Source organism: Shewanella kaireitica (assembly GCF_023284045.1).
Classification (GTDB): domain Bacteria; phylum Pseudomonadota; class Gammaproteobacteria; order Enterobacterales; family Shewanellaceae; genus Shewanella; species Shewanella kaireitica.
The window spans coordinates 153,794-167,502 of record NZ_JAKIKQ010000003.1; the positions used below are offsets into that span (position 1 = coordinate 153,794).

Sequence of the window (13,709 nt, forward strand, 5' to 3'; positions counted from 1 at the left end):
AAAACTCCACCGTAAACAACATTAAAAATACTCACTTTCACGCATTTAACATATTGTATACATTTATCTTCCTTATTAAATTAAACACAAGGATGTTCCTTTGAAAACCTCGTTATTCAAACTCTCGCTTATCACGTTAGCCTTAACGGGCCTAACAGGTTGTGATGACGAAAATAAAGCCCCTACGGTCAGTTCAAATGCACCAGTAAGTATTGATGAAAGAACTTCAGCCTCTCTTTCTGTCACAGCAAAAGATGCCGATGGTTCAATAAAATCATACAAGTGGTCACAAGACTCTGGGCCTGAATTAAGCTTTACTGACAGTGGTTCAAGTATCGAGTTTGACGTTCCAGAAGTGACAGAAGACACCACTATTGGTTTCACGGTCACCGTTATGGATAACGACGGTGATACTGCGAGTACTAGCTTTAATACATTAATAAAGCATGTCAATCGGGCCCCAATAACTGAAGATATCGAGCTAGACATTGAATTTAACGATATATTGCAGTTTACTCTCCCTGTCAGTGACTTAGATGGTGATACGTTAACTGCGAGCTTCCCAGAACAGCAAAGCATCGGCAGCATTGAGCTACTTGATGCTGATCAACATCAATATCAGTACACATCTGCAAGCGACAACATTAGTCCAGACACAATCAATATCGAAATCTCTGATGGTGTAGATACTGCAGTTGCAATCGTGAGCTTAAACATTGTTGATAACAGCTCGCCAAATACGCTATCTGTATCACCAGCGGTAGATAGTGAGAGGGTTGAAGTTAATACCCAAGTAATAGTGGAGTTTGATGATGTTATGTCTGCATTTGCAGACGTAGATGCCAATACCTGTATGGGACCAATACAAATATCTCTTGATAACTTCCAAACCTGCAGTCCTTATTCCGTTGCCAGTGCAAACCAAAAGCTATTCACTTTAACCCCCAATACACTAGAATTTGGCAGAACTTATCAAGTTAAAGTTACCGCTGATGCAAGCAACTTTCATAGTGTGGCAGCTGAAGAAGCGATTCTAACAACCTTTAGAACAGCTAATAACGATCTTCAAATAACCGAAATATCGTCTTCTAAATATTGGGATGACAATCGCTGGCTCGAAATATTTAACGGAACAAACCGGGAAATAAATTTAAGCAATTATGTTGTACACACTGAGACGATTGATCTTGATACATATACAGAACTTGGTCTGCAGACTTTCTCATTACCAGAGAAAGTCATAGAACCCGGTAACTATATCGTTGTTCAGGGACGTTTTGGCAATGGTTACTGGCAATCGAGTGTTGAAGAATCATCGCAACTGGCGTTAATAGGTAATGATAGTGACAACATAAGACCATATTGGGATGAATCAGGCTTTGTGGAGCTACTCAATAAAGATGAAACAGAAACTGTAGACTTTTATCGTTTTGGTGAGGATGCTCAAGAACCCGTTACCGCAGCGCAATGGGATACTCGTAGCTCTGGACCTGGGATCCACAATACGTTAGGAATGAGCATAATTCGAACAATGGGTGCGAGTGATACAAACTCTAGTAATGATTGGCAAGTAGCACAGTTCATGACCCCAGGCGGACAAAATGATGTTACCTGTACTGAAGACTCAGATGCCGATGGTATACCAGACTGCGCAGAAACCGAAGGTAGTACATTTGCAGGCCTCCCTCTATACGACTGGGGCGCTAGAGTAGGCGTGAAAGATATATTTGTCGAAGTTGACTATATGCAAAGTGATGACCCAGGAATCACTCCTCATCAAGAGGCTTTGCAAAAAGTAGTAGATGTATTCGCACAACAAGAAGTGGCGCACGCTATACATTTCGACGTGGGCGATCTTTACCACCAAGAGGAAGGAACCTCAACTGAGTATTTTGACTTAGGTGGCGGTAATGAAGTCGAGTTTTACCTTCAGGCTTCATTTGAATCTAGTGACACAACACCTAGTATTGTAGACCTTAAAGTTAAACATTCTGATATAAGACGTAAACCGATTTTCCATTATCTACTGATGGCTAATAGCCAAAAAGCAGACGGCTCAGGCGGGTCTTCAGGTTACGCAGAAATGTTTGGTAATGATCTAATTGTTAGTATCGGGAGCTGGGGCTTAGAGATGGAGACTGAAACAGGTCGAAATCAAACAATTAACTATCAATCATCAACCATTCTGCATGAACTCGGGCATAACTTAGGCCTTAGGCATGGTGGTGATGAAAACAGGAACTGGAAACCAAATCACATAAGTAGCATGAACTATCTTTATCAACTAAACGGCTTACCTACAATAGGCGAACGTGAAGGTGATAGGTACTACAAAGCTTACTTCTGGGGAAATCTAGATTGTAACCTAGAAGATAATGAGCTTGTCAACGGACCAAGTGCTTCACCAGAAGATTTTAAGCTTGACTACTCTTCAGGAGCCAGCGCTAACATTGATAAAACCTCAATAGATGAAAACTTAGGTTTCCAATATGCAAACTCTGTAGCGATCGACTTCAACTGTAATGGCAACGCTAATGACGTTCTCACTAACTTCGATCTCGATTGGTCAGGAAGTAACACTGATACCATTAGAGATGTCGATGAGTGGGCAATGTTAGACCTCCAGTTTACCAAGTATTGGAGCGGTAATGTCAGTGGTGCAGACAATTCAACTAAATCTGATGACTCACCACAAAACGTGATGAACAATGACAAGCAAGTGACTATCAAAGAAGAGGCCCCTAGTGAGCAGTTCTTCCGCGAAATACAAATGCTCAATCGTCAGTAGTGATGAATACATCATCCTTAACAGCTTGTATAGTTTGTATAGTTTGTTTGTTATCACTGTTGCTTGGCTGTAGCCCAAGCAACAGTGAGCAAGCCAACTGGCAAATAAAGCACGGAAGCCTTTGGCTTGCCTCTGAAACCGCGGACTGGCAATCAACTACGGCATTTGAGATGTGCAATACTTGTAATATTAAGCAAATAGTTGATTTGCACCCATCTGGGCCATCAGTAACTTATCAATTATTCGAAGCTGATAAGTGGAAAGCATCGAAAGTCGACGAATTTCGAAACTGGATTATAATCTGGCAAAATAACCATCCCGTTAAGATTTTTGTTAAAGATTTTTCTGATACGAATTTATTGCTTAGCTTACCCAATGGCGAAATTAAAATGGATATTCAATCTAAAACAGATTTCAGCTATGACGGTAGACGCTATCAACTTTGGATAGAGTCCTATCGCAGTCCTGTTATTTCAGCGCATTTTGCAAATGAGCTCGACTCCCACCATCTAAATTATTTGCTGCTATCTCTTGAATAGGTAATTACAGCTTTAATCAAACGAAAGCGGTAACAACCCGTTACCGCTTTTTATTTGCGAACTTGCTACTTTCGACTTAAACAAGATCTAAACAGCTCTTCGCTTTGATAGCCGACCCAGTTCTAAATCTAACAATATTGTTTGTTTTCATGTTGCAGTCAGGCTCACTTTAGGCGATTGTAGCTTACATTCTCAATGACTAACCTTTGCTTATGAATCACACACAATATCGCTTAAGGTCAACATTACCTCTGCTTTTAGGCACTATATTAGCCCCTATGCCTGCATTGGCCTTTCAATCTGATACCACCAATATTTTAATGTTGGCGATTACATTAGGTGGCTTTTGCTTTTTTAATTTATTACTAACGGGCTTGTTTTACTTTACTGGTAAATACCAGAGTAGCCGTTTTGCTAAATTGCACTCATTTATCTCGCTTATCCCGGCAGTTATTACCTTTGTTGTCGCTATGGTTTATATCAAGGGTGCCGGTGCAATCTCACTTAATATAGGCGTTATCATCGTCAGTATTGCGCTGAGCTTACTGCCGATACAGCTGAGCCACCATGCAAAAGCCCCAACAGAAAATACAGCATTGATTTTAGCGATTGTAGCCCTGTTGATGATGCTTAGCGCTTATTACGCTGCGCCGCTGACACTATTTGCTATTGCTATTGCCCATGTCGCAGCCTGTAGTCGTGGCAGTATAGTCAGCAAACTACTTAGCTACGCTACACTCATTGCAGGTTACAGTTATTTAGGATATTGGGCTTATCAAATTGCACTGCATAGTTAAACGCAGTCAAACTAGGCTAAAAGTGAATAATGCCAAAAGACAACCGTCTCGATAATTTACTTAATCAAGTGCAACACTGTCAGCTTTGCAGTAAACACTTGCCGTTTGCCGCAAAGCCCATTGTGCAACTTGCTAGCAATGCAAAAATATTGATTGCTGGACAAGCACCTGGGCAAAAAACACATCACAAAGGACACCCTTTTGACGATGCCAGCGGAGAGCGCCTCAGGGGTTGGCTAGGGGTCACTCGCGAACAGTTCTATAGCCCTGAACTGTTTGCCATTCTGCCTATGGGTTTCTGTTTTCCGGGAAGCTACTCAACAGCAGACAAAAAAAGTGGTGATAAGCCACCGCGTCCAGAATGCGCAGCCACTTGGCGCAAACCAATTCTCAATGAACTTAAGCACGTAGAGCTCACTTTACTAGTCGGCCAATATGCCATTGAGTGGCATCTAAAACAAAAGCTAACCGTCACTAAAGCTGTTGAACAGTGGCAAGAGTTATGGCCAGAAATATTGGTTATGCCCCACCCTAGCCCAAGAAACAATATCTGGCTAAAACGACACCCAGAGTTTGAAAATCTGATCATTCCTAAATTGCAGCAACGTGTTTCCGAGCTCATAGACGTCAAATAGTATTGAGATTCTATAAGTGTCGCTTACTGCGCCGATGAAAATTGATACTCAATCACCTATAAAAAAACCTCAAGCCGAGGATCTGGCTTGAGGGTGTAAGGAAAAGAATGGTAAGGGAAAATAAACCAGTCACTCCATCAACAAAACTACCGTTATTTAACCGTTATAGTCAGTAAGCCGTTTGCAACGCCTTGCTTTGTTCCTCTAACGGCGACAAACCATTCACCTGCTGCTGGAGCATCAATGGCTACAAATTCACCGCTGTTATCTTTCGCACTATAACTGCGAGCACTCGCTTCCTCGCCTTCATTTAGCATCAGCATCGCTGAGCCATCGCTTTCATCCAGACTCACCTCAATCACTGTGCTCCCAGCTGGCACTGCCACCATGAAGTGCTGATAACTGCCGCTTGCCACATCAACCTTATAGCTGGTTACAGAGCCATTGCCTCCTGGTGGTTCACTGCCTAAGTCATATTCGGCCACCAAAGAGACATCAGCAAAAGCTTGTCCGTTGTATCCTTTAACCACAAAGAAGTAGCGCCCTTCGAGGGTTTCCCCAAACTCAGACTCTGTGCACAACTCCACGGCACTTGAACTGTTTAAGAAGCAGTCGGCGCTGCTACTGTCATTAACTATGCCGTAGTTAACATATAGATCTGCATCTCCACCACTGTTATGCCTGAGCGATAACTGAAGCTTGCTCGCCCCTGCAGGTATGTCGATATAACCCGTTAGTGCCTCACCTTGGTTTGCAACCAAAGACACTGGTACACCATTTTGCAATACAATCTCCTGCGTTGCGCTACCGCTGCCTAAATCAAAGGTCATTACCGCCCCTTTGGCGGAGATGTTTGTCATCACTAACTCGCTTTCGCTGCCATCCCACCACTGACTGCTTGGTTGGCTTTGACTAGAAAACTCTGTGTCCCAGTCTTGCTCGGTACTGTATTCGTCACTGCCACCGTCACCATCTTCACCAAATAAGTCATGAATATCGCCGTCATTAAAGTCATGCTCTAAGTCAAAATAATGGTCAGCACTGACAAGTTGTACACCATTGTGCAACGTCGAGCAGTCTTGAAAGCCCAGATCACATGGGTAAGCATTCACATCGCTTTGGGCTGTTCCATCTGATTTAGGCGCCGATATCGCATCATCTATATGCCAAATCGCGAGCCCTTTTCCTGGCGCATAGGCATCAAACCCTTGTTGATCGCGATTCTCGATCAGAAAGTACTCTTGAGGGTTACTCGGGTTTTCATAGAGGAATGCTGTTGGGTTATTGGCCGACTCGCCAACTTCAATCCCGCTATTGTTAACACCATTGAGCTTGGTCGGAGCGATCCAACCAAGGGTATATTTACCCCAAGCGGAAAGGTGCGCTGGCGATTCTCCATCTCGGTTAGGCCCTGTTTTGCTCCCCGATGCCATAAGACTCCAGTCTCCTGCACCAGCAGTTTGTCCCGAGTTGCTGCCCCCGGTATCGTACAAGTCAGGCAAACCAAACACGTGACCAAACTCATGGGCAAAGGTGCCAACATTGGCCCGAGTGCCAGCATTACTGAGCTCTGGTGCAACAAAGTAATCGTTAATGGTCACCGTGGTTGTAGGATCGGCTAAACAGATGTCATCAGTACGATATACCCCATTACCATCGCCCTCAGTTTCAAGCCAGTACATGCTGTACTTGTGCGCCCATATGTCATTGTTTACGCCAACAGCTTGGTGCTCACCGTTGCCTTGATAGATAAATGAGACTAAATCAACCTGACAGTCTTGGTTAATATCGGCATACAGGGAGAAATCGATGCGGGCATCGGCAGCCGTTAAAGTATCTTCAATCATCACCCCAATATTACTGTCATAACCCGCACTGTTATTACGACCATAAAAGTCATGGGTTTGTGGCAGGTTTACCCAGTCAATCACACCACTGCTTCCGCCTTGCAAATTCAGGTGGCCATAGGAAACTTCTTGGTAGTAAGCAGTTAGCCCTTGTGAATCTTGGAACAAAAATTGGTCAAAATCATTGCGAGTGACTTTAGTATTGGTATCAGCGAAATTAACCAGGATCACTGGTACGTTAACCGTCCCCGATACCTGCTCAACAGCAGTCGTATTAATGCCACCACTGCTTGTCGATAGGCCATCAGCCATAGAACGCGAGAATAAATTTTGTTGATGAGATTGTGTTCGACGTAAATTTGCCCGTCGCAGGGCTTCTCCCTTAATACGTGGTTCAACTGCTTTTCTATTTGCAGCTCTCGCTTGATTAATATTTATTGTTGATTTCTTGCGGTAACCCCTAGCATCAAATTGAGTGACAAACCAATCACCACTCAGCTCATCTTGCTGTACAACAACCCCCTCTTTGGTTTCCCAGCCATGGGCAAACTCATCACCCCATTTTCGAAGCCAGACTGTGCTACCGTCACTTTGTTTAAATTCAATCAACTTCTTAGAAGCAGGTTCTGCATGCAGCGGAGCGTGATTTGCAAATAATGGCGCGAATATAGCGCTAGATAATAATGCCAACTTAAGTTTTTTATTCATTATATTTCCTTAAGGTTAATCGGCAAGATACAACGGCTTAATTAAAAACTAAGTCATCTTGGTTATAAATATTAAGGCTAAGACAGCCAATAAATAATGAGCAATTAATAATACAAATCATCAAACTGACTTGTTAAAAGCTCAATAAGAGTAGAACTTTTTAAATTATGTCTTTTATTAAAAATCGGTCTGTATTAATGGAAAAAAATAGAGCGACATCAACATGCCACTCTATGCTTTATAACGAGTTAAAACTGAATATTGAAACCTGCGTTATAACCACGACCACGAATTGGGTACGTTGTACTACCGCTACTTGCCCCCGCAGTTCCCAACCAGTCTTGGTCAAACACGTTAGTCACTCCCACATAAGCGCGAACAGAGTCGGTAAAGTCGTAACTTAAGCGGGTATTATGCAAGATTGAAGATGGCATAATTGGGGTATCATGGGTCTCCTCAGTCGCTGTACGGCTATATTTAGTGCTTGAAACATAGTTGATCTGCCAAGTCGCCTTAAAGCCTGCATCTGCATAAGTAGTAATGAAAGATGATTTCCACTCAGGAGCCTCTCTTACACCAACGTAATTATGAACCTCTGAATCGTTTGCATCTTTGAAACTACTATGGATAGCGTAAGTACCGTATAACGTCAGATCGATATTAGCGCCGTCATTAAGATCCCAATCGTAATTGGCTTGAAAGTCGATACCTTTGCGCTTCATTTTGGCGTTATTGACGTAGGTGTCATTAACGAAACTGATATTGCCGTCAGCTTTACGTGTCACTTGGCTACAAAATGGATTATTAATCGTTGTTGAATCTACGCAGCGGTCAACAATTGTGCCCGCACCAACTCTAGTAATTACATCTTCAATTTCAATATCGTAGTAGTCAAGCGACACAATAAAGTTATCTAGCATTGACGAGGTATAGACTAAACCTGCCGTTAAAGTATAAGCGAGCTCAGGGTTCAAGTCTTCATTACCCTTGGTGGCACCATCAACTTGAGTTTCGATACGCAGATCCGATACAAAATCAGCAGGTACACCTAACGCTTGGCAGTTTGCTGCTCGAACGTCTGGGTTGTCCCCAAGGTGCAGATTATCCATGTCACAAGGGTCAGTTATTTTAAAAGAACCTGTAGACTCGGGAGCAAATAATTCAGTCAATTGTGGCGCTCTAACGGCTTTGGCATATACGCTGCGTACGCGGACTTCATCATTAATCGCCCAGTTAACACCAAACTTCCAGCTATCGTTAGTCCCTGAGGTCGAGTAATGGGCAACACGTAGTGCGGCTTCTACATCTACCGACTCAGCATAGGCAACGTCGGCAATCACCGGGATATTAACCTCAACATAACCTTCGGTAATGTTGCGGTCGACATCTTGCGGAGCAACAGTGTTACCTCTATTTAACCCCAACAGCATCACATCAGAAGGTTCAACTTTAAAACCCTCTTGCCTGAACTCAGCGCCGAAACCAACCTGCAGTGGACCTGCAGGTAATTCAAATGCCGTGCCATTAACATTGGCGGAAACAGTATGCTGGAAGCTACTAGTGGTATCAGTAAATGGATCTAAACGTAAGTAATCTTGTGTCTCATCCGATAACGGCATAAACGGATTAAACTCTGGACAGCTATTGGTCTGTTCGCACACACCGACGGTCTCAAATTTGGAAAAACGTGTGGTATCTACGTAATTTGAATAAGTGCGATCTTTATCTGTTTTGCCACTAGAGAGGTAAGTATCCCAATACCAATCATCAGAGATATCACCCTCAAGGCTTACTGATGCTGATAGGTACTCGCGTTCATTCTCAGTGACTCGGTCACCAATCTGTTGAAAGGTGTATGGCACCTTAATCCAGCTACTGCCATCATTATGATCAGCAACTACATCGAGTACTTCTTGAGGTACTGTGAAATTAGCATTAGCTGTATCCAGCCATGTAGAGTACATGAATTCAGGATCGATGCGTTGTTTCGCCGTTACCTTGCTGTATTGCACGTTACCAGATAAGCGTATGCTGTTATCAAAGTCGTAGCTAGCACTGACATAAGCACTGTATTTTTCATCAGGGATCTGAAATTGTACAGGTCCGTTACTCGAGTACATATAAGGGTTATCAACTCTAGACTGCTTGTAATAGCTGTATAACTCTTCATCCGTTGCAGACAAATAGCCTGGCGTTAAACTACCATCATCGTCTCGACCAAACTGGTAATAGCTATAATCTGCATCAGGTAAGTAAATAGTCGGCCGATCTACCGGAATGTTGTAATCGACCCAACCAACGTTACGCAAAGTGATGAGATCGGGGATCCCCTCCTTTTCACCGTATGGGTCAAGTTTATTGCGTACATAACTCGTTTCTGCGCGAGAGCCTGCACGATCAGCATAACGCAATTCATTTTGTTTTGAATAATCTAAACTGACAACGAAGTTGCCTTTACTGTCATCAAAAGACAGGCCGGTTGTTAAAGTTACGCCAGCTTGTTCGCCATCGCCCTTTTCGGTCGTTGAACCATAAGCATTAAACTCAAGGCCTTCATAATCTTTTTTAAGGATAATATTCACAACCCCTGCGACCGCATCTGAGCCATAAACAGCGGAAGCTCCACCCGTTAAGATCTCGACCCGGTCGACAAGCGTCGCCGGAATGTTGTTTAGATCAGTAACAAGTAAGTCACTAGAGTTTAATGTTTGCGTCGGTCGGTGACCGTCAACCAGTACCAAAGTACGGATAGTACCTAAATCTCTTAATTCAGTAGTGCTTAAGCCTGCATTTTCTGGGTTATATGAATTTGCAGATGCTTCAATTCCTTGAAATTGTGGCAATGTAGCTAACATTTCATTTAGGTTCATGCTGCCAGTAATCGCTAGCTCTTCAGCGGTAACCACTGTCACTGGCGCAGTGGTATCAGCACCGGCTCTTGCCAAACGAGAACCGGTAACAACGATTCTTTCGTAGCCTTCTTCATTAGCGCCATCGTCGACAAGAGCCGCCTCAGCAACCGCACTTTGCGCGATTAAACTCGACATGACCGCCACAAATATTGGCTTTAACTTCAATGCTTTCATAACCCTTCCTTTAAAAAAATAAAATTATTTTTCTTATTGTTAAAAACTAACTTTGTGCAAATATCAGTTACAGTCAGATGCCATTCATCAGTGCTATATCGCTCCAAATAAATAGCTACAACCTCATTCGCTAGATAATTTTATACAGTATAAAAAGTGGTTTTCAAATTGTGAGAGATTTGTTTGAAATGAAGACCCAAGAAACCAACGCAGAAAAATAAAGCGTTAAAATCAACACTTTAATGGCGATATTTATCTAGTTATAAATGAAAGATGATAATAGATGAGCTGGATGTTGCAGCAAAATGATAAATGATGATTAAAGATTATCGCTATATAAGCTATACCTTCAAAATGCCTTGCTCTAAAGAGCAAAATGCCACTCTGCTTTGTATCTCTATAAGAGATAAAACTGTCATATTCTTAGCAAAAAATTGATTGGCACCTCAAACCAACACGAGTCATCAAGCTCGTGTTTAAAGAAATAGGAGAGAATAATAGTAATGAGATCATATCCCTTGAGCCACTAAGTGCTTTATTGATATCTATTCGCTGACCCTTAAAAACAACACAGACTGGTGTTAGCTGCAGTTGAAGCGCTGAATGTTTTGAAGTTAGGAGGTTTAGGTTTAGGTTTAGGTTTAGGTTTAGGTTTAGGTTTAGGTTTAGGTTTAGGTTTAGGTTTAGGTTTAGGTTTAGGTTTAGGTTTAGCCAGAATGGTGGCCAAAGTGAGAGAAACTGGATGATATATTCTTAACTTACAACATCACTATTATTACGCAGGTTTTGCTCAAGAAGTCAGTAGGAAAAATAGAGGATTATCACCGATATAAAATGTCTCGCACAGGGAAGTGCGAGACATGTGCATAAACATTACAAATTAGTGCAGTTGCACTTCGACATCAATCCAAGCACCAGCTGTACCTAAAGTGCCACCCGTTTCTTTTGGCGTAATGGTAAATGCACCCCATTTATCGGTGTAACTTTTTCCAATAACTAATGCGCCATCAAGAAAGTCTTCAAAATCGTCATAGTCATCATTCAGATCATCTGGCTTAGTATTTGGCGTCATATCCAGTAAAAATGAAGTGCCGTAGTAATATGAACGGGCATCCTCATCGGGGAAGTATCCTTGAGTATTAACAAGCACTCCGCGCGAGTCTGCACCATCTCCGGTTCGATACTCTACCCAATAGGTTACTTCACCATTTCCTGCTTTCAATCGTAACCCTAAGTCTCCTTTTACCGAACCTTGATCGAAGGTGTAGATCCTATAGGTTCCTGATTGGGTAATTAGCGGTACTTCAGCTTCTATTCCCCAACTCTTAAAGAAGTTTTTGTAGTACAGATTAAAACTGCCGAAATCCCAAGCGTTATTGCCCATCATACTGAAGGCGTTGCCATAACCAATCATTTCGCTGTCATAATCGCCGACTCCAAAAACGGTATCTTGTCCATCAAGCCCTTGAGCATGATGCAGCCCCATAGCATGACCCATTTCATGTGCGATACCGCCAGCTTGCGAGCGTTCATCTCCAGTATCGTACACGCGCATTGCACCAGGGTTTACACCCGCTTTAATGCCCCAGTCTGAGATTTGTGGTGCCAAGATTAAGTAAATAATATTATCATCGATATCCCAGAACTCTGTTTCGCCCAATGCAACCAGCTTATCAGCGTAATAATCTTTCCAATCATTTGCTTCCTTACTGTCCCATACCGCAATCTTCTCGCCAACTTGGATAACATCACTATAGATCTCATAGTTCACTTCAAAGCGGCCATAAGACGATTTATCAAAGTAATCGACAATCTCTGCCATTTCAGATTCAATGCGACCGATCGACCAAGTAAGCTCAACATCGTCAAACTCGAATCTAAAAATTTTTACAGTTACTGAGTCATGTTCCCACTGTACATGTGGACCGTAATTCTTTGCTTCGTTGTCATTGTCATTGCCGTCTAAAATAACATTGACACTATAGTCTTCTATCTCACCATACCTAAACCCAGTGGCGATGGCAGCACTATCGCCACTCATTGCAATTCGCATTCGGTGGCTTCCTGCAACGATGTTACTCAAATCTAAGGTGCCGTTTACCACAGCGCCTCGTTGAGCTGCAGCTGAAAAAACCTGCTCATGACTATCAAATTGTCCATTGTTGTCACTATCGATCCAAATCCCCCAATCAGTACTCCAGTCGCTAATTGGTGTTAGTTGTATGGTATCTCCATCTGTAACCTCAAAACTCTTATTGTTTGAGTTATCTTTATAGCCTCTATCATCACCAGATGTGAAACTATCTCCGGCGATCTCGACATAAGCAATATGTTCATTTGCGCCCCCTCGAGGTTGAGTCGTTAATGCATAATCATCATTGCCATTATCGTTATCAATGTGAGAGTTAATGCTGACACTAAAATCTCTCACATCACCGTAACTATCATAACCGCATGAATCACCACTCACCGCATTAGCATGAAGCAGCACCCTAAGTTGCGTATTATCAAGCGATATGTCGTCAGCAAAGATAAGCGTTGCTTCAACTTCATCATCTGTCGGACTGCTTGTTTGCAGTAATCGCTCATTGGCGTCAGCAAAATCTCCATCACCATTTAAGTCAACCCATACGCTCCAATATTCCTGATATCGATAACTGGCAAAACTTGGAGATAATCGAATAACATCACCAGCAGTAATATCCGCTCCAGCGACAAGTTGTGCCCCATTCACAGTAATAGTGTCGATAAATTCATAACGGCTATCAGGCGAAACAGCGCACGCGGCCAATAGATGTTGACTTGTCAGGCATGACATCAATGTCATCATGCCAATAAACCTTCTCACTAAGACCGGTTTATTGGATGTTTCCAATTTAAGGTTTTTCTTATTATTTAATTGCATAGTTGCTTTCCATGTTGAAAGTCAAAATTGCCAATAACTGCGCCGCATAACGCAATAGTTATTGACGAGAATGATAAAACTCACTCATCGGAAGCACCGCACATGTGGTAAAACCATGATTGCTCGAAAGATAAGCAAGCCAATTCTATGCACGCTTAAATACAGGCAACAACAGAGGTAATTGACTCAAAATAGGATATATCGACAAATCGAGTGAAGTTTAAATTCTACATATACAACTACTTAAGTAGAATATTTCATTAGTGTGACGATTAATAAGAAATTATAAATCGTGATATAGATGATAAATTATGACGCTACACTATGTGTTACAAGACCTAAAAACAGCCTAAATTGATAAAGCAGATGTATAGTGGCTCAACATTCTAAGCTCAAAAAGTAAA

General features: G+C 42.3%; 8 protein-coding genes. 5 read left to right on the top strand and 3 right to left on the bottom strand.

The features are described 5' to 3' along the window. The first annotated feature begins 100 nt into the window (after nt 1-100). The 4 genes from L2730_RS05700 (at nt 101) to L2730_RS05715 (ending at nt 4,759) form a co-directional block, all read left to right on the top strand. Nucleotides 101-2,788, top strand: a complete 2,688-nt coding sequence (locus L2730_RS05700; RefSeq protein WP_248973704.1) for a lamin tail domain-containing protein — start codon at nt 101-103, stop codon at nt 2,786-2,788. A gap of 2 nt (nt 2,789-2,790) precedes the next feature. After that, the gene (locus L2730_RS05705; protein WP_248973705.1) at nt 2,791-3,327 is read left to right on the top strand and encodes a hypothetical protein; all 537 of its coding nucleotides are present in this window, start codon (nt 2,791-2,793) and stop codon (nt 3,325-3,327) included. 212 nt (nt 3,328-3,539) lie between these two features. Next, nucleotides 3,540-4,124, top strand: coding sequence for a hypothetical protein (locus L2730_RS05710; protein WP_248973706.1), 585 nt, complete (start codon nt 3,540-3,542; stop codon nt 4,122-4,124). A gap of 29 nt (nt 4,125-4,153) precedes the next feature. Continuing rightward, nucleotides 4,154-4,759 carry a uracil-DNA glycosylase family protein gene (locus L2730_RS05715; RefSeq protein WP_248973707.1) on the top strand — a complete coding sequence of 202 codons (606 nt, stop codon included), beginning with the start codon at nt 4,154-4,156 and terminating at the stop codon, nt 4,757-4,759. A gap of 152 nt (nt 4,760-4,911) precedes the next feature. Here L2730_RS05715 and L2730_RS05720 read toward each other — a convergent pair whose 3' ends face one another. Next, on the bottom strand, nt 4,912-7,314 hold the full coding sequence (locus L2730_RS05720) for a M6 family metalloprotease domain-containing protein (RefSeq protein WP_283105662.1): 2,403 nt from the start codon (nt 7,312-7,314) through the stop codon (nt 4,912-4,914). 248 nt (nt 7,315-7,562) lie between these two features. After that, on the bottom strand, nt 7,563-10,400 hold the full coding sequence (locus L2730_RS05725) for a TonB-dependent receptor plug domain-containing protein (protein ID WP_248973708.1): 2,838 nt from the start codon (nt 10,398-10,400) through the stop codon (nt 7,563-7,565). Nucleotides 10,401-11,008: 608 nt separating this feature from the next. Here L2730_RS05725 and L2730_RS05730 point away from each other — a divergent pair. Further along, entirely contained in the window at nt 11,009-11,146 is a 138-nt protein-coding gene (locus L2730_RS05730) for a hypothetical protein (RefSeq protein WP_248973709.1), read from the top strand. 134 nt (nt 11,147-11,280) lie between these two features. Here L2730_RS05730 and L2730_RS05735 read toward each other — a convergent pair whose 3' ends face one another. Then, nucleotides 11,281-13,305: a GEVED domain-containing protein gene (locus tag L2730_RS05735; protein ID WP_248973710.1), complete on the bottom strand. Its 2,025-nt coding sequence runs from the start codon at nt 13,303-13,305 to the stop codon at nt 11,281-11,283. Nucleotides 13,306-13,709: the final 404 nt, after the last annotated feature.